Genomic DNA, 19410 nt, shown 5'->3' on the forward strand with positions numbered 1-19410 from the left:
GGGCGCCCGAACGCCGGACGCCGCCCGTGCGGACGCCGCGACGGGCCGCCTACAGCCTGCGCCCCGGGACCGCCGACGTCTCCGCGTTCCCGCGCGCCGCGTGGCTCGCCGCGGCCCGCCGCGCGATGGCGGCCGCCCCGAACGACGCGTTCGGGCACGTCGACGAGCGGGGCCGGATCGAGCTGCGGACCGCTCTCGCGGGCTATCTGGCGCGGGCGCGCGGCGTGCACGCCGACCCGGAGCGGATCGTGGTGTGCGCGGGCTTCACCCAGGGCCTGGGGCTGGTGAGCCGGGTGCTGCGGGAGCGCGGGACGCGGGAGATGGGGGTGGAGGAGTACGGGCTGTGGTTCCACCGCGAGGCGCTGGAGCGGGCGGGGCTGCGGTGCCTGCCGATGCCGCTGGACGGGGAGGGCGCCGACGTCGGCGTGCTGGAGGGCGGCAAGGCGGGCGCGCGGTCGGTGCTCGTCACCCCCGCGCACCAGTTCCCGACCGGCGTCCCCCTGCACCCCGGGCGGCGCGCCGCGGTGGTCGACTGGGCGGCCCGCACCGGCGGAACGATCCTGGAGGACGACTACGACGGCGAGTTCCGCTACGACCGGCAGCCCGTGGGCTGCCTGCAGGGCCTCGCCCCGGAGCGCATCGTCTACTTCGGCACGGCCAGCAAGTCCCTCGCGCCGGGGCTGCGGCTCGCGTGGATGGTGCTGCCGGAGCACCTCGCCGGCGAGGTGCTGGCCCACAAGCAGGCGGGGGAGTGGAGCTCGGGGGCCCTGGAGCAGCTGACGCTCGCGGAGTTCATCACCTCGGGGGCCTACGACCGGCACGTCCGCGCGATGCGGCTGCGGTACCGGCGGCGGCGCGACCGGCTCGTCGAGGTCCTCGCCGAACGCGCCCCGCACATCAAGGTCACCGGCATCGCGGCGGGCCTCCACGCCGTCCTCGAACTCCCGCCCGGCACCGAGCACCCGACCCTGCAGGCCGCGGCCTGGGAGGGCCTGGCCCTGGAGGGCCTCTCCCCCCTCCGCGTCACCCCGCCGGCCACGTCCGCCCCCACCCCCGACGGCCTCATCGTCGGCTACGGCACCCCGCCGGACCACGCGTTCCCGGGCGCCCTGGAGGCACTGCTGAGGGTGCTGCCGCCCGCGGAGTGAGGGGCCGTCAGGCCGACCTGAGCGCCGCGACCGCGAGGGCCTCGTCCTCGCGGCGGCGGGCGTCCATCGCCTCGGTGACCCCGCGCAGCGCCTCCTTGCGGCGCTGGAGCTCGGCCATCTGCGCGTCCACCCGGGTGAGCTCGTCGTCCAGCACCTGGACGGTGTGCGAGCAGGTCTGCAGGCCGGGGCCGCCCTGGGCGCAGGGCAGCAGGCCGCGGATGGTCTCCGTGGTCATGCCCGCGTCGAGGAACTCGCGGATGCGCCCCACGCGGTCGGCGGCCTCCGGGTGATACCTGCGGTAGCCGTTGGCGTCCCGCTCGGAGCGGAGCAGGCCCTGCTCCTCGTAGTAGCGCAGGAGCCGGGGGCTCACTCCGGTGCGACGCGACAGCTCTCCGATGCGCATGGGCGGTTCTCCCCCGTCAGGACTTGACCTTGACACTGATGTCATACGGCAACCTCGTGGCCATGACACAGATTCCCGCGTTCTCCACCACCGTCCACGGCTCCGGTCCCGGTCTGCTCCTCGCGCACGGCGCGGGCGGCAGCATCGAGGGCAACTACGCTCCGATCATCCCGGCCCTCGCCGCTCACCACACCGTGGTCGCGCCCGACTACCCCGGCTCCGGGGCGACCCCGCGCTCGGCCGGCCCGCTGACCCTGGACGGGCTCGTGGACGGCGTCGTGGCCGCCGCGGACGAGGCGGGCCTGGACACCTTCACCCTCCTCGGCTACTCGCTGGGCACCCTGGTCTCCGTACGGACGGCGGCCCGCCACCCCGACCGCGTGCGCGGCCTGGTCCTGACGGCCGGCCTGGCCCGGCCGGACAACCGGACGCGGTCCTCCCTGGCGATGTGGCAGCGGCTGCTCGCGGCGGGCGACACCGAGGGCTTCGCCCACTTCGTCGCGCTGAGCGGCTTCGGCGAGGAGTTCTTCAACGCCGTGCCCGAGCGGGAGGTGCCGGCGCTCCTGAAGCTGATCGCCGAGGGCGTCCCGGCCGGTACGGCCGAGCAGGCCGCGGTGGTCGCGGCGACCGACAACACGCCCCACCTCGCCGGCATCTCCGTCCCCACGCTGGTGATCGCCACCCTTCAGGACACCCTCGTCTCCCCCTCCAACTCCCGTTTCCTGGCGGAGCACATACCGGGTGCGGAGTACACCGAGCTGGACACCGGGCACGTCCCGATGGCCGAGAAGCCGCGCGAGTGGGAGAAGCTGATCCTGGACTTCCTCGCCCGAAAGGAACTCTGACGATCACTTGCCCGAATCGCCGGACGGGCGCCCGTTCCTGTGTTTGAGTGTGGCGCATCACTGGGCGGAGGGGGCGCGGCGATGCGCGGGGTGCGGGCGGGAGCGGCCTTGGTGGCCGCCGTGGTGCTGGGCAGCGGATTGGCGGGGTGCGAGCTGATGCCCCTGGGGGACGACGACCAGGGGCCGATCAGCGTCGGCACCACGGACACCGTCACCACGCTCGACCCCGCCGGGGCCTACGACGCCGGCTCCTGGGCGCTGTTCAGCAACCTCTACCAGTCGTTACTGACCTACACGCCCGGCACGGGCGTCCCCGTGCCGGACGCCGCGAGCCGCTGCGGCTTCCACGGCGGTGACCTGCGGACGTTCCAGTGCGAGCTGCGCGAGGGGCTGAAGTTCGGGAACGGCCGCGAGGTGACCGTCAAGGACGTACAGTTCTCCTTCGAGCGCATCAAGCGGATCAAGTCCCCGCAGGGGCCGCTGTCACTGCTCGACACGCTGGAGACGGTCACGACCGAAGACCGGACCATCACCTTCCAATTACGGGTCCCCGACGCCACGTTCCCGTTCAAGATAGCCACCGGCGCCGGCGCCATCGTCGACAGCTCGCGCTACCCCGGCGACCGCCTCCGCACCGGCACCGAAGCCGACGGCTCCGGCCCGTACCGCCTGGAGAGCTACCGCCCCAAGACCGTCGCCGAGCTGCGGCCCAGCAAGAACTACCAGGGAGCCGTCAAGCACAAGGGCGGCGCCGTCAGCGTCCACTACTACCGCGACGCGGCGGCGATGAGCCGGGCCTGGAAGGAGCGGTCCATCGACGTCGCCGGCCGCCTGATGCCGCCGGCCGACATCGCCGGGCACTCCCTGTCGGACAGCGGCGTGAAGCTCATGGAGAGCGCCGGCTCCGAGACCCGCTCCCTGTTCTTCAACCTGCGCGCCGGCTCCCCGTTCGAGCAGCAGCCGGTCCGCGAGGCGGTCGCCGCCGTCATCGACCGCGAGGCCCTCGCGCGCGACGTCCACCGCCGCACCGTCGAGCCCCTGTACTCCCTGATCCCCCAGGGCCTCACGGGCCACTCCACGGCCTTCTTCGACCTCCACCCCCAGCCCGACCCGGAAGCCGCCCGCACCCTCCTCCGCCGGGCCGGCATCACCACCCCGGTCCGCTTCACCATCGCCTTCTCGCAGGGCGCCGCCACCCAGGAGGAGGCGGCCCTGCTGAAGAAGCAGCTGGAGGGCACCGGGCTGTTCGAGGTGGCGACGCAGTACGTGGAGTGGACCGAGTTCCAGAAGGGCTACGCCCGGGGCGCCTACGACGCGTACTGCGTCGGCTGGCTCGCCGACTTCCCCGACCCGGACAACTTCACCGCGCCCCTCGTCGGCCGCTCCTCCAGCTTCCGCTCCGGCTACGACAACCCCAGGGTCGAGCAGCTCATCCGCGCCACGCAGGGCAGCTACCAGCGCAGCCGCGTCACCAGGGAGTTCCGGGCCATCCAGGAGATCATCGCCCGGGACGTGCCCGTCGTCCCCCTGTGGCAGAAGAAGGACTACGTGCTGAGCTCGTCGACCGTCTCCGGGACGCAGTTCCTGTCGGACGGCACCGGCCTGTGGCGGCTCTGGGAGCTCGGCCGCATCTGACCCGGCCGCACCCGGCCCGGCCGCACGCCCTGCGAGGGGCGCCCTATGACGTGCGCCGCAGCGCCCGCACCCCGCGCAACCCGATCAGCCCCACAGCCGTCCCCAGAAGGAAAGAGGTGATTGCGAGCAGCAGATGCACCCAGAAGTACGCGGTCGGGTCGCCCGCGTCGTCGAAGGCGAGACCGCTGCCGTCCTTCCACAGATTCTTCGCGAAGGTGATCCAGATGACCCAGCTCCACACGCCGAAGGCGAGCAGGAACCAGGAGACGGGACGGGAGAGGACGGCGGGGGCGGGCGACGCGGCGGGAGCGGGGGCCGCGGCGGGCGCGTCAGGCGTAGTGCTCGGCATGGGTTTCAGTATGCGTTCGGGTCAGCGCAATAGTCCTATCGGGTCCCCGGCCGTCATCCGAGCCAGTGAGGCGGCGACTGGAACCCTCAGGTGGCGGGGTAGTTTCACGGACGTGCCGACGACGACATCACACCCCACGCGGGCCGCCGCGACGCGCCGCCGCCGCGGGGCCGCCGCGCTCGCGGCCACCGCCTCCCTGCTCGTCCCGCTGATGACCGCCGCCCCCGCCCTGGCCGACCCCACGGCCCCGCCGAGCCCGAGCCCGAGCCGCCCCAGCGTGAGCCCGAGCCCGTCCGGTGCCAGTGCGAACCCGGCCGCCTCGGCGAACGGCGGCGCGGCCGGCCGGGAGGACGACGGCAAGGGCAACGGCCGGCGCGCGCCCCGGACGCCGCCGTCCCGGATGTCCACCGTGGGCGGGGAGATGCTGGGCCGCCCCGGTCCGCAGGTGCAGCTCGGCCCGGGCGCCCCGCAGCTGCCCACCGAGCTCAGCGGCCGCTCCTGGCTCGTGGCGGACGCCGAGTCGGGCGAGATCCTCGCCGCGAACAACGCGCACTGGGAGCTGCCTCCCGCCTCCACGCTGAAGATGCTCTTCGCGGACACCGTGCTGCCGAAGCTGCCCCGGACGAAGACCCACAAGGTCGTCCCCGCCGACCTGGAGGGCATGGGCGCGGGCAGCAGCGCCGTGGGCGTCAAGGAAGGCTCCACGTACAGCGTCCACGACCTGTGGCTGGGCGTCTTCCTGCGCTCGGGCAACGACGCGGTACGGGTGCTGGCCTCGATGAACGGCGGCATCCCGAAGACCGTCAAGGACATGCAGGCGCACGCCGAGGAGCTGCAGGCGCTCGACACCCACGTCGTCACCCCCGACGGCTACGACGCCGACCGGCAGGTCTCCAGCGCGTACGACCTGACGCTGTTCGCCCGCTCGGGCCTGCAGAAGGCGGATTTCCGGGAGTACTGCTCGACGGTCTCGGCGCAGTTCCCCGGCGAGGAGCAGCCCGGCAAGCAGCGGGAGAGCTTCGCCATCGTGAACACCAACCGGCTGCTGACGGGCGAGGGCATGGAGCACGGCCCGTACAAGGGCATGGCGGGCGTCAAGAACGGCTCCACCACGAACGCGGGCAACACCTTCACCGGCGTCGCCCAGCACGACGGCCGCAAGCTGCTGGTGACGGTCATGAACCCGGACATCCAGGAGCCGCACGAGGTCTACAAGGAGACCGAGCGGCTGCTGGACTGGGGCTTCGAGGCCGCCGGGCGCGTCAAGCCGGTCGGCATGCTGGTTCCCCCGAAGGGGGGCACCGGGAACGCCAAGGGCGGCGGCGGCCAGGCCGGCGGCGACCACGCACAGGCCTCGGTGGCCGGCTCGGGCTCCGGCGGCATGTGGACGGCCCTGGGCATCGCGGGCGGCGCGCTGGTGGCCCTGGGCGCGGGCGCGTTCGTCGTCCACCGCCGGTGGCCTCGCCCGAAGGCGTAGCCGGGGCGTGCCGGGTCCGGTGGGCGCCTATTCCGCCGGACCCTCGCCGTCGTGGTCGCGCGCCGTCGCGGCGGGCTTCTCCGCAAGCGACGGCGTAGCCGTCCACGCCGCGCAGAACAGCGTCAGCTTCGCCATGAAGTTGATCCACAGGAGCAGGGCGATCGGCGTGCCGAACGCGCCGTACATGCTCTTCGCCGCCACGCCCCGCAGATAGCCGCCCAGCAGGAGCTTCAGCACCTCCAGGCCGATCGCCCCGATGAGCGCCCCGACGACGAGGCGGCGCACCGGCGGCTGCACGGCGGGCAGCCGCGACAGGACGTAGAGCATCAGCAGGAAGTCGGCGAGGACGGCGATGCAGAAGCCGGCCGCGGTCAGCAGCCCGCCGACACCGTCCAGCCCGGCCTTGCCGACCACCCAGTCCACGGCCGCCGACGCGAAGACGGAGCAGGCGAGCGAGAGCAGGACGACGCCGCCGAGGCCGAGCAGCAGCGCCCCGTCCTTGAGCCTGAGGAGGACGGGGTTGCCGGGGCTCTCCTCCTTCTCCCAGACCGCGCGCAGGCACTCCCGCAGCGAGCCGATCCAGCTGATGCCCGTGAACAGCAGCAGCGCTCCGGCCACGATCCCCACCGTGCCCGCGTTGTCGACCAGGCTGCTGAGGTCGAGCTGGCCGGAGATGCCGGGGACCTGCTCGGCGAGGCGCCGCTCCAGGTCCCGCATGCGCTCCTCGCTGAGGACGGCCGCGCCGACGGCGGCGCCCACGGTGAGCAGCGGGAAGAGGGCGACGAAGCTGGTGAAGGTGATCGCGGCGGCGAGCCGGGTCCACTTCACCCGGTCCAGGGTCTCGTAGGAGCGCCAGGCGTGGGTTCGCATCAGGCGGGAGGTCAGGGGCCCGATGCCGGGCAGCCGCGTCAGCCATTCCATGGCGTACGTCTACCACCCTGAGGTGGGCGTACGCCCATGCGGAGGGGGCGCTAGCGCGAGGGGGCGGGCGGCCGGACGCCCGTCTGGTGGGGGACGGCCGGCGCCGTCCCCTCCCCCTCCCCGAACGGATACTCGCGCTCCAGCCGCCACACGCCGTCCGGGCCCTGCTCGTAGAGGGCGAAGGCGTCGATCGTCCAGGCGGCCTCGAACCCGGCCAGCTCGGCGTAGGCCCGGTCCATGGCCTCCTCGGCGATGCCGTGGGCGACGGTGACGTGCGGGTGGTAGGGGAACTGCAGCTCGCGGGCGACGGGCCCGGAGTCGTCGCGGATGCGCTTCTGCAGCCAGGCGCAGGAGGCGGAGCCCTCGACCACGTTGACGTAGACGACGGGGGAGAGGGGCCGGAAGGTGCCGGTCCCGGCCAGGCGCATGGGGAAGGGGCGGCACTCGGCGGCGACGCGGGCGAGGTGCTCCTCGATCGCGGGCAGCGAGGACGCGTCGGCCTCGGTGGGCGGCAGGAGGGTGACGTGCGTGGGGATGCCGTGTGCGTGCGGGTCCCCGAAGCCCTCGCGGCGCTTCTGGAGGAAGCTGCCGTACGGCTCCGGGACCGCGATCGACACGCCGAGCGTCACGGTCCCCATTGCGTTCTCCCTCCTGTGCGCCTGTATGTCCCCGTGGCCAGTGTGACGGCTGTGCCGCACCCCGTGCCAGAGCTCCTGGTCTCTCCGTGCCCTCAGTGCTTGGCGGGCAGGAAACCGACCTTGTCGTACGCCTGGGCGAGCGTCTCCGCCGCGACCGCGCGGGCCTTCTCGGCGCCCTTGGCGAGGACGGAGTCCAGCGTCTCCGGGTCGTCGAGGTACTCCTGCGTGCGGGCGCGGAACGGCGTCACCCACTCCACCATGACCTCGGCGAGGTCCGTCTTCAGCGCACCGTAGCCCTTGCCCTCGTACTTCTGCTCCAGTTCGGCCATTCCCGTACCGGTGAGCGTGGCGTAGATGGTGAGCAGGTTGCTGACGCCGGGCTTGTTCTCGGGGTCGAAGCGGATCACCGTGTCGGTGTCCGTGACGGCGCTCTTGATCTTCTTGGCGGAGACCTTGGGCTCGTCGAGGAGGTTGATCAGGCCCTTGGGGTTCGGCGTCGACTTGCTCATCTTCGCCGTCGGGTCCTGCAGGTCGTAGATCTTCGCGGTCTCGCGGACGATGTGTGCGGCCGGGAGGGTGAAGGTGTCGCCGAAGCGGCCGTTGAAGCGCTCGGCCAGGTCGCGCGTGAGCTCGATGTGCTGGCGCTGGTCCTCGCCGACCGGGACGGAGTGCGCCTGGTAGAGGAGGATGTCGGCGACCTGGAGGATCGGGTAGGTGAACAGGCCGACCGTGGTGGCGCCGGCGCCCTGCTTGGCGGACTTGTCCTTGAACTGCGTCATCCGGGAGGCCTCGCCGAAGCCGGTGAGGCAGTTCATCACCCAGCCGAGCTGGGCGTGCTCGGGGACGTGGCTCTGCACGAAGAGGGTGCAGCGCTCCGGGTCGAGGCCGGCGGCGAGCAGCTGGGCCGCGGCGAGGCGGGTGTTGGCCCGCAGCTCCTTCGGGTCCTGCGGCACGGTGATCGCGTGCAGGTCGACCACCATGTAGAAGGCGTCGTGGGTCTCCTGCAGGGCCACGTACTGGCGGACGGCACCGAGGTAGTTCCCCAGGTGGAACGAGCCTGCGGTGGGCTGGATACCGGAGAGAGCGCGCGGTCGATCGAGGGCCATGCGCACATTCTCTCAGGTGCGGTGCCCGACTCCGTCCGACGGTGGGGCCGCGAGTAGTAGAAAGGTGGAACAGGGGGCACGGCAATGCCCGCACACGCATGCCCGTACACGAACGGAGCACACGGTGACATCCACGGAACGCAGCATCGCCGCCGCTGAGGCCCACAGCGCGCACAACTACCACCCGTTGCCGGTCGTCGTCGCGTATGCGGAGGGCGCCTGGATGACGGACGTCGAGGGGCGGCGCTATCTCGACATGCTCGCCGGGTACTCCGCACTCAATTTCGGCCATGGCAACCGGCGGCTGATCAACGCCGCGAAGGCACAGCTCGATCGGGTGACGCTGACCTCGCGCGCCTTCCACCACGACCGCTTCGCGGAGTTCTGCACCGAGCTGGCCGCGCTGTGCGGCAAGGAGATGGTGCTGCCCATGAACACGGGCGCGGAGGCGGTCGAGACGGCCGTGAAGACCGCCCGCAAGTGGGGGTACCGGGTGAAGGGCGTGCCGGACGGCCGGGCGAAGATCGTCGTGGCCGGAAACAACTTCCACGGCCGCACCACCACCATCATCAGCTTCTCGACGGACGAGGAGGCGCGGGCGGACTTCGGTCCGTACACACCGGGCTTCGAGATCGTCCCGTACGGCGACCTGGCCGCCCTGGAGGCGGCGCTCGACGACGACACGGTCGCGGTGCTGCTGGAGCCGATCCAGGGCGAGGCGGGAGTGCTCGTGCCGCCGGCCGGATACCTGCCGGGGGTGCGGCGGCTGACCGCCGAGCGCGGGGTGCTCTTCATCGCGGACGAGATCCAGTCCGGGCTGGGCCGCACGGGCAGAACGTTCGCGTGCGACCACGAGGACGTCGTCCCCGACGTGTACGTGCTGGGCAAGGCGCTCGGCGGCGGTGTGGTGCCGGTGTCGGCCGTGGTGGCGGACCGCGACGTCCTCGGCGTGTACCGGCCGGGCGAGCACGGCTCGACGTTCGGCGGGAACCCGCTGGCCTGCGCGGTGGCGCTGGAGGTCGTGGCGATGCTGAAGTCCGGCGAGTTCCAGCAGCGCGCCACCGAGCTCGGCGAGCACCTCCACCAGGAGCTGAACCTGCTGGTGGGCGGCGGCGCGGTCGAGGCGGTGCGCGGGCGTGGCCTGTGGGCGGGCGTCGACATCGCGCCGTCCCACGGCACGGGGCGGCAGATCTCGGAGCGGCTGATGGAGCGACGCGTCCTGGTCAAGGACACGCACGGCTCGACGATCCGCATCGCCCCGCCGCTGGTGATCAGCAAGGAGGACCTGGACTGGGGGCTGGACCAGCTGCGGGCGGTACTGGGCGGCTGAGCGACCGAGCGGTTGACGGAGCCGGGGCGGCGGGCCGATGGGCCCGCCGCCCCTCTCTTGATCTTCTGTACCTACTGGTATGTACACTCCTCTCATGATCACCTCGGACACCTCGGAACGCCTCATCGAGAGCACCCGCGAGCTGCTGTGGGAGCGCGGCTACGTCGGCACCAGCCCCAAGGCCATCCAGCAGCGCGCCGGGGCCGGGCAGGGCAGCATGTACCACCACTTCAGCGGGAAGCCGGACCTCGCGCTGGCGGCCATCCGGCGGACCGCCGAGGAGATGCGGGGCAAGGCCGAGGAGCAGTTCGGCGGGCCGGGCACCGCCCTGGAGCGGATCACGGCCTACCTGCGGCGCGAGCGCGACGTCCTCAAGGGGTGCCCCGTCGGGCGGCTGACGCAGGACCCCGACGTCATGGCCGACCCGGCGCTGCGGGCGCCCGTGGACGAGACGTTCGTGTGGCTGCGGGGGCGGCTCGCCGAGGTGCTCGCGGAGGGCGTCGCGCGCGGCGAGCTGTCCGCCGCCCTCGACCCCGGGGTCGCCGCCGCGACCGTCGTCGCCGTCCTCCAGGGCGGCTACGTCCTGGCCCGCGCGGCCGACTCGACCGCCCCGTTCGAGCAGGCCGTCGACGGGGTGCTCGGGCTCCTCGCCGCGCAGTCCACCGCTTCCTGACCGGAGCCGGCCATGCAGATCACGCGCACCGCAGCGACCACGTCCACGCCCTCGTCCGAGTGGGTCACCGGCACCGTCCACGTCACGTCGATCGCCGCCGCCGAGGAGGCCCCCTCGCGGCTTCGCATCGACGACGTCCGGTTCGAGCCGGGCAGCCGCACCCACTGGCACCGTCACCCCGAGGGCCAGTTCCTGCACATCACCGAAGGCACCGGGCTGATGCAGCGCCGGGGCGGCCCGGTCGAGGTCGTACGGGCCGGCGACCGGGTGCACATCGCCCCCGGCGAGTGGCACTGGCACGGCGCCGGGCCCACGACCTCCATGACCCACCTGGCCGTCCTGACGGCCGCCGAGGACGGCACCGAGGCCGAGCGCGGCGAGCCCGTCACCGGCGCCTGCTACCCGTCCGAACCCGTCGTCTGAGCACACACGCCGCCTGAGCACGCGAAAGGCACAACGCACCGTGTACGCAAAGCAGTACGAGATCACTCTCCCCGCCGACTACGACATGGGGATCATCCGCGAGCGCGTCGCCGCCCGCGGCCACATCCTCGACGACCGCGCCGGCCTGGCCCTGAAGGCCTACGTCATCCGCGAGCGCGGCGTGAACGGCTCGCCCGTCAACCAGTACGCGCCGTTCTACCTGTGGAACGACACCGCCGCGATGAGCCACTTCCTCGTCGGCGGCGGCGGGTTCGAGGGCATCGTCCAGGCCTTCGGGCGGCCCGTCGTGCGGCACTGGACGGGGATCGCCGCCGAGGCCGGGCCCGCGCGGGGCGCGCTGCCGCGGGCGGCGTCGCGGCGGCTGACCCCGCTGCCCGCCGAGGGACTGACCGAGGCGGTCGCGGCGGAGACCGCCGCCCTGCGCGAACTCGCCGCCCGCGACGGCGTGCACACGGCCGCCCTCGCCGTCGACCCGCACCACTGGCAGCTGCTGCGCTTCGTGCTGTGGGCGGAGGCCGTACCGCCCGGCGAGGACGCCACCGAGCGGTACGAGGTGCTCCACCTGTCCGCGCCCGAACCGGCCCGCCTGGACGGACTGCCCGGACCGGCCTGACGGCTCAGCCGTCGATCACGTGCGGGACGAACCGCGCGTACTCGTCCGTGATCAGGCCCGCCGACTCCCGGATGCCCAGCCCCGCCGGCTCCCCGTCGACGACCCACGCGCCGAGGACCGTGCGGTTGCCGTCGAAGTCCGGGAGCGGGCACAACTGCTGGTAGCAGCACGGCTCGTCCCGTACGACGGGGTCGGCCCCGGCCTCGTGCAGGGTGATGCCGGCGCCCTCCCGGCCCAGCAGCGGCTTGGCGGCCCAGCCGCCGCCGCGGGCGAGCTCCCGCGGGCCGTCGAGGTGGGCGGGGAGGAGATTCGGGTGGCCCGGGTGGAGCTCCCACAGGATCGCCAGGAGCGCCTTGTTGGACAGCAGCATCTTCCACGCCGGCTCGATCCACAGCGTGGAGCCCGTGCCGCCGCCGTTGTCGAGGGTGTCCAGGGCGTGCGGGCCGAAGCGGTCACTCGTCAGCCACTCCCACGGGTAGAGCTTGAAGCAGGAGCGGAGGAAGGAGTACCGCTCGTCGACGAAGCGGCCGGAGAGGGCGTCCCAGCCGATGTCCTCCACCGGGATGGCACGGGTCGTGAGGCCGGCCTGCTCGGCGGTCTCGCGCAGGTAGGCGACCGTCATCAGGTCCTCGCCGAGCTCGTCGGCGGCGGAGTGCGCGAAGTGCAGCGGCGCGCCGGGCGGCAGCAGCGGGGCCTGCCGCCGCCAGGCTTCGACCAGGCGCTCGTGGAGGGAGTTCCACTGGTCGAGGCCGGGGAAGCGGTCCTCCATCCAGAACCACTGGGCGCTCGCCGCCTCCACCAGGGAGGTGGGCGTGTCGGCGTTGTACTCCAGCAGCTTGGCCGGGCCGCCGCCGTCGTAGCGCAGGTCGAAGCGGCCGTAGAGCGAGGGCAGTTCGGCGCGGCGGCGCCAGGACTCGGCGACCAGGGCGGTCAGCCGCGGGTCGGTGAGGCCGAGTTCGGCGAAGCGGTCGTGCGCCACGATGTGCGCGGCGGCCTCCAGGCACATCTCGTGCAGCTCGGCGACGGTCTCCTCCAGGGCCTCGACCTCGGCGAGCGTGAAGGAGTAGTACGCGCTCTCGTCCCAGTACGGGCGCAGGGAACCGTCGGGGAGGCGGGTCAGGGGGTAGATGACCCCCTGCTCCTCCACGGTCGCCTGCCAGCCGGGGCGGGGCTCGGTGCGGTGGCGGCGCATGCGGTCAGCCGCCGGAGGAGCCCGAGCCGGAGCAGCCGAAGCCGCCGCGGTCGACGGCCTGGCTCTTGCTGAAGGTGCCGCTCTTGGCGTAGCCGTCGGAGCGGTTGGCGCCGTAGTACCAGCGGCCGGTGGAGGTGGTCGAGCCGCTGCCGCTGTTCTTGTTCGAGCAGGCCTTGGGGTCGAGGAGGCGGTAGCCGCCGCGCCCCGCGTCGTAGCTCTTCGGGTCGACGCAGCGCTTGTCCGGTTCGGAGCCGCAGGAGGTGAGGGCGGCGGCGAGTGCGCCCATGCTGCCGAGGACGACCGTGGAGGAGCGCAGCCGGCGCCGCGTCTTCCGGTTCTTCCCCGGCCGGTTCTTCCCCGGCGTTCCCGGTATGTCGTCTTTTTCCGCCATGCAGATGACCCCCGTCATGTACTGCTCATGTCGTGCAGGCTCCTCACCCTAAAGGGCGCATCCGGCCGGGGAACGGCGGGGAGCCCCCCGCGCGGCCCCGGGCGGCCTACAGTCGGATGGTGCTTCTCGGGATGCTGTGCGCGCTGGGTTCGGCGGTGTGTTTCGGCACCGCGTCCGTCCTGCAGGCCGTCGCCGCCCGGGCGTCCGCGCCGGGCAGCGGCTCGGGCGTGGATCCCGTCCTCCTGCTGCGGGTGCTGCGGCAGTGGCGCTATCTGGCCGGGCTCGCCCTGGACGCCGCGGGCTTCCTGCTGGAGCTCGTCGCGCTGCGCTCCCTGCCGATCTACGCCGTGGGCGCCGCCCTCGCCGCGAGCCTCGCGGTGACGGCGGTCGTGGCGTCGCGGGTGCTGCGGGTGCGGCTGAGCGGCATCGAGTGGGGCGCGGTCGCCGTGGTGTGCGGGGGTCTGGCGATGCTGGGCCTGGCCTCGGGCGCGGAGGGCAGCGGCACGGGCTCCACGGCCCTGCGCACCGGCACGCTGGCCGTCGCGGCCGGCGTCCTGGCCCTGGGCGGGGCCGCCGGGCGGCTGCCGGGCCGGGCCCGGGCGGCCGCGCTCGGCCTGGGCGCGGGCCTCGGCTTCGGCGTGGTGGAGGTCGCCGTCCGGCTGATCGACGACCTCTCCCTCGGCGCGCTGGTCCGCAACCCGGCGTCGTACGCCCTGCTGCTCGGCGGCGGTACGGCGTTCCTGCTGCTGACGTCGGCCCTGCAGCGCGGCTCGGTGACGGCGGCCACGGCCGGCATGGTCATCGGCGAGACCCTCGGCCCGGCCCTGGTCGGCATCGTCTGGCTCGGCGACCGCACCCGCCCGGGCCTGCTCCCCCTCGCCGCCGCGGGCTTCGCCTTCGCGGTCGCCGGCGCGCTGGCCCTGGCCCGCTTCGGGGAGGGCGGGGAGGGGGCTACGGTCGAGGCATGAGGCTGGGATCCGCCGAGGCGCGGGCGCGCTTCGCGGCGGCGCCGGTCGCCCGGCTGGCCACGGCCGGCCGGGAGGGCGTGCCGCACCTGGTGCCGGTCACGTTCGCCGTGGCCGGGGACACCGTCTACTTCGCCGTCGATCACAAGCCGAAGCGCACGCGCGAGCTGCGCCGCCTGCACAACATCGAACAGAACCCCCGCGTCGCCCTCCTCGCCGACCACTACGCCGGCGACTGGACCACGCTGTGGTGGGCGCGTGCGGACGGCCGCGCGACCGTCCGCACGGACCCGGCGCACTGCCGCACCCCGCTCGCCCTGCTGGCGGAGAAGTACCCGCAGTACCGGGACCGGCCGCCGGAAGGGCCGGTCGTGGCGGTCGAGGTGACGGAGTGGAGCGGGTGGGCCGCCGCCGATCCGGCGACCTGGCTCCGGCGACCTGGTCCCCGGGGTTCGGGCCGGTAACCGCCGACGCCCGGGACGAGCCGGAACGGCCCGGCGCCCCGGACGCCGGGGACGGCGCGCGCCCACAGCGGAACCGGCCCTCCGGTCACGCCGGACGCACGTGGGCCCCGCCTCCCCCGAAGGGGAAGCGGGGCCCACGCCGTGCGAACCGGACCGGAGGTCAGAAGCGGCGCGTGATCAGCGCCCGCTTCACCTCCTGGATCGCCTTGGTGACCTCGATGCCACGCGGGCAGGCGTCCGTGCAGTTGAACGTCGTGCGGCAGCGCCACACGCCGTCCTTGTCGTTGAGGATCTCCAGCCGCTGCTCGCCGGCCTCGTCGCGCGAGTCGAAGATGAAGCGGTGGGCGTTGACGATCGCCGCCGGGCCGAAGTACTGGCCGTCATTCCAGAACACCGGGCACGAGGAGGTGCACGCGGCGCACAGGATGCACTTGGTGGTGTCGTCGAAGCGCTCGCGGTCCTCGGCGGACTGCAGGCGCTCACGCGTCGGCTCGTTGCCCTTGGTGATCAGGAACGGCATGACGTCGCGGTACGCCTGGAAGAACGGCTCCATGTCGACCACGAGGTCCTTCAGGACCGTGAGGCCCTTGATGGGCTCGACCGTGATCGGCTTGGCCGGGTTGATGTCCTTGATCAGGGTCTTGCACGCGAGGCGGTTCTTGCCGTTGATCCGCATGGCGTCGGAGCCGCAGATGCCGTGCGCGCAGGAGCGGCGGAACGTCAGCGTGCCGTCGAGTTCCCACTTGATCTTGTGGAGACCGTCGAGGACGCGCTCCTTCGGGTCGATCTCGACCTCGAAGTCCTGCCACATCGCCTCGTCCGAGACCTCCGGGTTGAACCGGCGGATACGGAAGGTGACCGTGATGTAGGGCGAGGCCGCGGATTCGGCCTCGACCTTGTCGAGAGTCGCGGTGCTCATCAGTACTTACGCTCCATCGGCTGGTAGCGGGTCTGGACGACCGGCTTGTAGTCGAGGCGGATCGAGTCCTTGCCGTCCGCGTCGACCTCGCGGTACGCCATGGTGTGGCGCATGAAGTTGACGTCGTCGCGGTTCGGGAAGTCCTCGCGGTAGTGACCGCCGCGGGACTCCTTGCGCGCCAGCGCGGACACGGCCATCACCTCGGCCAGGTCGAGCAGGTTGCCCAGCTCGATGGCCTCCAGCAGGTCGGTGTTGAAGCGCTTGCCCTTGTCCTGGACGGACACGTTCTTGTAGCGCTCGCGCAGCTCGGCGATCTTCTCGACGGCCGTCTTGATGGTCTGCTCGGTGCGGAAGACCATGACGTTGGCGTCCATGGTCTCCTGCAGCTCCTTGCGGAGCTCGGCGACCCGCTCCTTGCCGGTGGAGTTGCGCAGCCGCTCGACCTGGTCGGCGACGAGCTGCGCCGGGTTCTCCGGCAGCTCGACGTAGTCGGCCTTCGCGGAGTACTCCGCGGCGGCGATGCCCGCGCGGCGGCCGAAGACGTTGATGTCGAGCAGCGAGTTGGTGCCCAGGCGGTTGGCGCCGTGCACGGACACGCAGGCGACCTCGCCGGCGGCGTAGAGGCCGGGGACGACGGTGTCGTTGTCGGCCAGCACCTCGCCCTCGACGTTGGTCGGGATGCCGCCCATGGCGTAGTGCGCGGTCGGCTGGATCGGGATCGGGTCCGTGTAGGGCTCGATGCCGAGGTACGTGCGCGCGAACTCGGTGATGTCCGGCAGCTTGGCGTCCAGCTGCTCCGGCGGCAGGTGGGTGAGGTCGAGGTAGACGTGGTCGCCCTCGGGACCGCAGCCGCGGCCCTCGCGGATCTCCGTGTAGATGGAGCGCGAGACGACGTCGCGCGAGGCGAGGTCCTTCATGACGGGCGCGTACTTCTCCATGAAGCGCTCGCCGTCCTTGTTGCGGAGGATGCCGCCCTCACCGCGGGCGCCCTCCGTCAGCAGGATGCCCATGCGCCAGATGCCCGTCGGGTGGAACTGGAAGAACTCCATGTCCTCCAGCGGCAGGCCGCGGCGGTAGCAGGCCGCCTGGCCGTCACCCGTGAGGGTGTGCGCGTTGGAGGTCACCTTGAAGAACTTGCCGGTGCCGCCGGAGGCGTAGATGACGGCCTTCGCCTGGAAGACGTGGATCTCGCCGGTGGCCAGCTCGTACGCGACGACGCCGGCGGACTTCTTGACCCCGTCGACCTCGGTGATCAGCTGGTCCAGGACGTAGAACTCGTTGAAGAACTCCACGCCCTCCTTGACGCAGTTCTGGTACAGCGTCTGGAGGATCATGTGGCCGGTGCGGTCCGCGGCGTAGCAGGACCGGCGGACCGGGGCCTCGCCGTGGTTGCGGCTGTGACCGCCGAAGCGGCGCTGGTCGATGGTGCCGTCCGGGGTGCGGTTGAACGGCAGGCCCATCTTCTCGAGGTCGAGGACCGCGTCGATGGCCTCCTTCGCCAGGATCTCGGCGGCGTCCTGGTCGACCAGGTAGTCACCGCCCTTGACCGTGTCGAAGGTGTGCCACTCCCAGTTGTCCTCCTCGACGTTCGCGAGGGCGGCGGCCATGCCGCCCTGGGCGGCGCCGGTGTGGGAGCGGGTGGGGTAGAGCTTCGTCAGGACCGCGGTCCGGCTGCGCTTCGTCGCCTCGATGGCGGCGCGCATGCCGGCGCCGCCGGCGCCGACGATGACGGTGTCGTACTTGTGGATCTTCATGGTGTCGTCAGCCCCGGGCTCTAGCGGATGTTCGGGTCGAAGGTGAAGATCACCAGCGTGCCCAGCAGGACGGTGAACACCGTGGCCGCGTACAGCAGGTTCTTCAGCCAGAAGCGGGTCGTCGCGCGCTCCGCGTAGTCGTTGATGACCGTGCGCAGACCGTTGGCGCCGTGGAGCATCGCCAGCCAGAGCATGACCAGGTCCCAGGCCTGCCAGAACGGCGAGGCCCAGCGGCCGGCCACGAAGGCGAAGCCGATCTTGCTGACGCCGCCGTCGAGGACGAGCTGGATCAGCAGGTGGCCGAGGACCAGGACGACCAGGACGATGCCGGACAGCCGCATGAACAGCCAGCCGTACAGCTCGAAGTTGGTGCGGGTCGTCTTCGGGGTCTTCTTGGTGCGCTTGCGGGGCGCCTCGATGACCGGGGCGGGGTTGTCGACGTCGTAGAGGGAGACGTCGGCCGCGGCGGCGGTGGCGGGGGTGGTTTCAGCAGACATTTCGCGACTCAGCTCCCGAACAGCGTGCGCAGCGTGTGCTGGAGCACGGGGTAGAAGGCGCCGCCCATCAGCACGACCCAGATACCGACGACCCACCACAGCATCTGCTTCTGGTGCCGCGGTCCCTTGGACCAGAAGTCCACCGCGATGATGCGGAGGCCGTTGAGCGCGTGGAAGAGGATGGCGGCGACGAGGCCGTACTCCATCACATTCACGACGGGCGTCTTGTACGTCGCGACGACGTCGTCGTACGCCTCGGGGGAGACGCGGACGAGCGCGGTGTCCAGGACGTGCACGAACAGGAAGAAGAAAATGAGGACGCCGGTGACTCGATGAGCCACCCAGGACCACATGCCTTCCCGGCCGCGGTACAGCGTTCCAGCCGGCACGGAAAACCCTCCGGGAGCGGGGATCAGGGCCTGCCGGCTTCTCTGTCGGTCGGGCCCGGCCGGGTACGGTCCACCGGCCCTGGCCATCGTAGCGACGCCTTGTCGGTTCGGCGTCCCGGGGTCCGCAGGTGTGATCAAACAGGCATGTGCGCGCCGGTCAAGGGCCGGAAGGGGTGCTTCCGGGGAGCTGGGCGCCCCGCTTGTGACCTGCGATGTTCGGCTGAATGGGTGTTATGTCCCACCGAGTGGGGCCTGTTATGTCCCACAGGGCCGGGGAGTGCGCGGCCGCACGGGCGGGGTGTCCGGCGCGAGCCGGGCGAGCCGGCCGCGGGCGAGCCGGGAGAGCTCGGCGGCGGTCACGGCGGCCTCGTCCGCCGGGGTGGCGGCCAGCCGGGCGCGCAGGGAGGCCAGGCAGCGGTCCAGCGCCTCGTCCGGACGGCAGCCGTCCAGGCACAGCACGAAAACATGGCCGAATCTGTGCTCGTAGGCGGCGTGGGCCCGGCGTAACGCGCGGCGGGCAGCCTCGGTCGCGGGGGAGGGCGGTGCGGCCGGGGAGCCCCGGGGGACCGTGCGGCCGGAGCCCGTGAACAGGTGCTGGGGGACCGTCTCGTCGGCGAGCGCCTCGGCCAGGTCGGCCGGGGTGAGCTCGCGGGCGGCGTGCTCCGCCGTGCTCAGCAGGGTGCGCAGGTCGGGGTAGGGCCGCAGGTCGGCGAGGCGGCGGGCCCAGCGGCGGCTCCCGCAGCAGGCGAGGAGCGCGGCTTCGGCGGCGCCCGGTGCGGCGGAGTTGAGCCGGTCCAGGCCGTGGCGTTCGAAGCCGTGACGTTCGAAGCGGGACAGCGCGGGCCCCCGATCTCCGGCGAGTCAAACTGGGCCGCCACCGTAGCGACGCTTATCGGACAGCGTCCGAGCGATGCAGGAATTTCATTCGGACGGGGGCGGTTTCCGGCGCGCAGTGGACACAGGCGGTCCTTTTATGGACAAAAGCCATTAGTTTTGGGGCAAGCGGACCGAAAGGTCTCATAAGAGGAGGCTTGCTCCATGGGACTGCGCCTCAGGACGACCAGGGCATCGGCGGTCCGCGGGACCGTCTGCGCCGGCGTCCTCCTCGTCACCATGACGCTGATGGGCTGCCCCCGCGAGGGCGGCGCCGACCGGCCCCGCCAGGACGACTCGCGCTCCCCGCGGGCCTCCTCCCCCTCGGCCGCGGCGTCCAGCCCGCCCGCCCGGCAGTCCGCCGCGCAGGCCCCCGTCCCCGCC

At 72.4% G+C, this 19410-nt stretch carries 23 protein-coding genes; 11 read left to right on the top strand and 12 right to left on the bottom strand.

Annotated features, from left to right (window positions below):
- Positions 1-1148: PLP-dependent aminotransferase family protein (locus tag B7P34_RS28985; RefSeq protein ID WP_106681157.1), on the top strand; the 1148-nt coding region annotated here is incomplete at its 5' end.
- A gap of 7 nt (positions 1149-1155) precedes the next feature.
- On the opposite strand, the gene B7P34_RS28990 is transcribed toward B7P34_RS28985, so the two are convergent.
- The gene (locus tag B7P34_RS28990; RefSeq protein ID WP_106681158.1) at positions 1156-1551 is read right to left on the bottom strand and encodes a MerR family transcriptional regulator; all 396 of its coding nucleotides are present in this window, start codon (positions 1549-1551) and stop codon (positions 1156-1158) included.
- A gap of 62 nt (positions 1552-1613) precedes the next feature.
- Here B7P34_RS28990 and B7P34_RS28995 point away from each other — a divergent pair, with 62 nt between their 5' ends.
- Together B7P34_RS28995 and B7P34_RS29000 are read left to right on the top strand one after the other, a co-directional pair.
- Positions 1614-2396 (top strand): alpha/beta fold hydrolase, encoded by a 783-nt coding sequence (locus tag B7P34_RS28995; RefSeq protein ID WP_106681172.1) that lies wholly within the window; start codon positions 1614-1616, stop codon positions 2394-2396.
- Positions 2397-2477: 81 nt separating this feature from the next.
- Complete coding sequence (locus B7P34_RS29000; RefSeq protein WP_106681159.1) at positions 2478-4031, top strand: ABC transporter substrate-binding protein; 1554 nt, start codon at positions 2478-2480, stop codon at positions 4029-4031.
- 43 nt (positions 4032-4074) lie between these two features.
- Here the strand turns inward: B7P34_RS29000 and B7P34_RS29005 are convergent, their stop codons facing one another.
- Positions 4075-4380, bottom strand: coding sequence for an SCO4848 family membrane protein (locus B7P34_RS29005; RefSeq protein WP_223268341.1), 306 nt, complete (start codon positions 4378-4380; stop codon positions 4075-4077).
- A 112-nt stretch (positions 4381-4492) separates the two neighbouring features.
- Between B7P34_RS29005 and B7P34_RS29010 the strand changes: the two genes are divergently transcribed.
- Positions 4493-5857, top strand: a complete 1365-nt coding sequence (locus tag B7P34_RS29010) for a D-alanyl-D-alanine carboxypeptidase family protein (RefSeq protein ID WP_223268342.1) — start codon at positions 4493-4495, stop codon at positions 5855-5857.
- Between the two features lie 27 nt (positions 5858-5884).
- On the opposite strand, the gene B7P34_RS29015 is transcribed toward B7P34_RS29010, so the two are convergent.
- The 3 genes from B7P34_RS29015 to trpS all read right to left on the bottom strand — a co-directional run bounded on the left by B7P34_RS29015 (position 5885) and on the right by trpS (position 8522).
- Positions 5885-6778, bottom strand: coding sequence for a YihY/virulence factor BrkB family protein (locus tag B7P34_RS29015; RefSeq protein WP_106681160.1), 894 nt, complete (start codon positions 6776-6778; stop codon positions 5885-5887).
- A 50-nt stretch (positions 6779-6828) separates the two neighbouring features.
- On the bottom strand, positions 6829-7416 hold the full coding sequence (locus tag B7P34_RS29020; protein ID WP_106681161.1) for a 2'-5' RNA ligase family protein: 588 nt from the start codon (positions 7414-7416) through the stop codon (positions 6829-6831).
- 92 nt (positions 7417-7508) lie between these two features.
- Positions 7509-8522 carry a tryptophan--tRNA ligase gene (gene trpS / locus B7P34_RS29025; RefSeq protein WP_106681162.1) on the bottom strand — a complete coding sequence of 338 codons (1014 nt, stop codon included), beginning with the start codon at positions 8520-8522 and terminating at the stop codon, positions 7509-7511.
- Between the two features lie 124 nt (positions 8523-8646).
- Here trpS and rocD point away from each other — a divergent pair, with 124 nt between their 5' ends.
- From rocD to B7P34_RS29045, 4 genes are all read left to right on the top strand, one after another.
- Positions 8647-9852 carry an ornithine--oxo-acid transaminase gene (gene rocD, locus B7P34_RS29030; RefSeq protein ID WP_106681163.1) on the top strand — a complete coding sequence of 402 codons (1206 nt, stop codon included), beginning with the start codon at positions 8647-8649 and terminating at the stop codon, positions 9850-9852.
- 94 nt (positions 9853-9946) lie between these two features.
- The gene (locus B7P34_RS29035) at positions 9947-10525 is read left to right on the top strand and encodes a TetR/AcrR family transcriptional regulator (protein WP_223268343.1); all 579 of its coding nucleotides are present in this window, start codon (positions 9947-9949) and stop codon (positions 10523-10525) included.
- A 12-nt stretch (positions 10526-10537) separates the two neighbouring features.
- Complete coding sequence (locus B7P34_RS29040) at positions 10538-10948, top strand: cupin domain-containing protein (protein WP_106681165.1); 411 nt, start codon at positions 10538-10540, stop codon at positions 10946-10948.
- A gap of 40 nt (positions 10949-10988) precedes the next feature.
- On the top strand, positions 10989-11582 hold the full coding sequence (locus B7P34_RS29045) for a DUF4865 family protein (RefSeq protein ID WP_106681166.1): 594 nt from the start codon (positions 10989-10991) through the stop codon (positions 11580-11582).
- Positions 11583-11586: 4 nt separating this feature from the next.
- Here the strand turns inward: B7P34_RS29045 and B7P34_RS29050 are convergent, their stop codons facing one another.
- Positions 11587-12774, bottom strand: coding sequence for a glutathionylspermidine synthase family protein (locus B7P34_RS29050; RefSeq protein ID WP_106681167.1), 1188 nt, complete (start codon positions 12772-12774; stop codon positions 11587-11589).
- 4 nt (positions 12775-12778) lie between these two features.
- Positions 12779-13183: a hypothetical protein gene (locus B7P34_RS29055; protein WP_223268344.1), complete on the bottom strand. Its 405-nt coding sequence runs from the start codon at positions 13181-13183 to the stop codon at positions 12779-12781.
- 98 nt (positions 13184-13281) lie between these two features.
- Between B7P34_RS29055 and B7P34_RS29060 the strand changes: the two genes are divergently transcribed.
- Positions 13282-14133, top strand: a complete 852-nt coding sequence (locus tag B7P34_RS29060) for a hypothetical protein (RefSeq protein WP_223268345.1) — start codon at positions 13282-13284, stop codon at positions 14131-14133.
- Positions 14130-14594 (top strand): TIGR03668 family PPOX class F420-dependent oxidoreductase, encoded by a 465-nt coding sequence (locus B7P34_RS29065; protein ID WP_106681168.1) that lies wholly within the window; start codon positions 14130-14132, stop codon positions 14592-14594. Before B7P34_RS29060 ends, B7P34_RS29065 begins: the two co-directional genes overlap by 4 nt.
- A gap of 160 nt (positions 14595-14754) precedes the next feature.
- Here the strand turns inward: B7P34_RS29065 and B7P34_RS29070 are convergent, their stop codons facing one another.
- The 5 genes from B7P34_RS29070 to B7P34_RS29090 all read right to left on the bottom strand — a co-directional run bounded on the left by B7P34_RS29070 (position 14755) and on the right by B7P34_RS29090 (position 18990).
- Positions 14755-15513, bottom strand: a complete 759-nt coding sequence (locus B7P34_RS29070) for a succinate dehydrogenase iron-sulfur subunit (RefSeq protein ID WP_106681169.1) — start codon at positions 15511-15513, stop codon at positions 14755-14757.
- Positions 15513-17267 carry a succinate dehydrogenase flavoprotein subunit gene (sdhA, locus tag B7P34_RS29075; RefSeq protein ID WP_106681170.1) on the bottom strand — a complete coding sequence of 585 codons (1755 nt, stop codon included), beginning with the start codon at positions 17265-17267 and terminating at the stop codon, positions 15513-15515. Before sdhA ends, B7P34_RS29070 begins: the two co-directional genes overlap by 1 nt.
- Positions 17268-17287: 20 nt before the next feature.
- Positions 17288-17764 carry a succinate dehydrogenase hydrophobic membrane anchor subunit gene (locus tag B7P34_RS29080; RefSeq protein ID WP_058045913.1) on the bottom strand — a complete coding sequence of 159 codons (477 nt, stop codon included), beginning with the start codon at positions 17762-17764 and terminating at the stop codon, positions 17288-17290.
- An 8-nt stretch (positions 17765-17772) separates the two neighbouring features.
- Entirely contained in the window at positions 17773-18153 is a 381-nt protein-coding gene (sdhC, locus tag B7P34_RS29085; protein WP_043190173.1) for a succinate dehydrogenase, cytochrome b556 subunit, read from the bottom strand.
- A 255-nt stretch (positions 18154-18408) separates the two neighbouring features.
- A complete protein-coding gene (locus tag B7P34_RS29090; RefSeq protein ID WP_106681171.1) occupies positions 18409-18990 on the bottom strand; it encodes a 2-oxo-4-hydroxy-4-carboxy-5-ureidoimidazoline decarboxylase in 582 nt (193 codons plus the stop codon).
- Between the two features lie 201 nt (positions 18991-19191).
- Here B7P34_RS29090 and B7P34_RS37750 point away from each other — a divergent pair.
- Positions 19192-19410, top strand: a 219-nt coding sequence (locus B7P34_RS37750; RefSeq protein ID WP_223268346.1) for a hypothetical protein, incomplete at its 3' end; no start/stop codon positions are given.

It is taken from the genome of Streptosporangium nondiastaticum, from assembly GCF_003011965.1.
Lineage (GTDB): Bacteria > Actinomycetota > Actinomycetes > Streptomycetales > Streptomycetaceae > Streptomyces > Streptomyces nondiastaticus.

What these genes read in the sequence shown, in the direction of transcription:
- B7P34_RS29000 (WP_106681159.1), top strand. Translation starts at nt 2,478, where the DNA reads ATGCGCGGGGTGCGGGCGGGAGCGGCCTTGGTGGCCGCCGTGGTGCTG.
- B7P34_RS29040 (WP_106681165.1), top strand. Translation starts at nt 10,538, where the DNA reads ATGCAGATCACGCGCACCGCAGCGACCACGTCCACGCCCTCGTCCGAG.
- B7P34_RS29070 (WP_106681169.1), bottom strand. Translation starts at nt 15,513, where the DNA reads ATGAGCACCGCGACTCTCGACAAGGTCGAGGCCGAATCCGCGGCCTCG.
- B7P34_RS29020 (WP_106681161.1), bottom strand. Translation starts at nt 7,416, where the DNA reads ATGGGGACCGTGACGCTCGGCGTGTCGATCGCGGTCCCGGAGCCGTAC.
- B7P34_RS29015 (WP_106681160.1), bottom strand. Translation starts at nt 6,778, where the DNA reads ATGGAATGGCTGACGCGGCTGCCCGGCATCGGGCCCCTGACCTCCCGC.
- B7P34_RS29005 (WP_223268341.1), bottom strand. Translation starts at nt 4,380, where the DNA reads ATGCCGAGCACTACGCCTGACGCGCCCGCCGCGGCCCCCGCTCCCGCC.
- B7P34_RS28990 (WP_106681158.1), bottom strand. Translation starts at nt 1,551, where the DNA reads ATGCGCATCGGAGAGCTGTCGCGTCGCACCGGAGTGAGCCCCCGGCTC.
- B7P34_RS29050 (WP_106681167.1), bottom strand. Translation starts at nt 12,774, where the DNA reads ATGCGCCGCCACCGCACCGAGCCCCGCCCCGGCTGGCAGGCGACCGTG.
- B7P34_RS28995 (WP_106681172.1), top strand. Translation starts at nt 1,614, where the DNA reads ATGACACAGATTCCCGCGTTCTCCACCACCGTCCACGGCTCCGGTCCC.
- B7P34_RS29065 (WP_106681168.1), top strand. Translation starts at nt 14,130, where the DNA reads ATGAGGCTGGGATCCGCCGAGGCGCGGGCGCGCTTCGCGGCGGCGCCG.
- B7P34_RS29080 (WP_058045913.1), bottom strand. Translation starts at nt 17,764, where the DNA reads ATGTCTGCTGAAACCACCCCCGCCACCGCCGCCGCGGCCGACGTCTCC.
- B7P34_RS29055 (WP_223268344.1), bottom strand. Translation starts at nt 13,183, where the DNA reads ATGACGGGGGTCATCTGCATGGCGGAAAAAGACGACATACCGGGAACG.
- B7P34_RS29035 (WP_223268343.1), top strand. Translation starts at nt 9,947, where the DNA reads ATGATCACCTCGGACACCTCGGAACGCCTCATCGAGAGCACCCGCGAG.
- trpS (WP_106681162.1), bottom strand. Translation starts at nt 8,522, where the DNA reads ATGGCCCTCGATCGACCGCGCGCTCTCTCCGGTATCCAGCCCACCGCA.
- B7P34_RS29060 (WP_223268345.1), top strand. Translation starts at nt 13,282, where the DNA reads ATGGTGCTTCTCGGGATGCTGTGCGCGCTGGGTTCGGCGGTGTGTTTC.
- sdhA (WP_106681170.1), bottom strand. Translation starts at nt 17,267, where the DNA reads ATGAAGATCCACAAGTACGACACCGTCATCGTCGGCGCCGGCGGCGCC.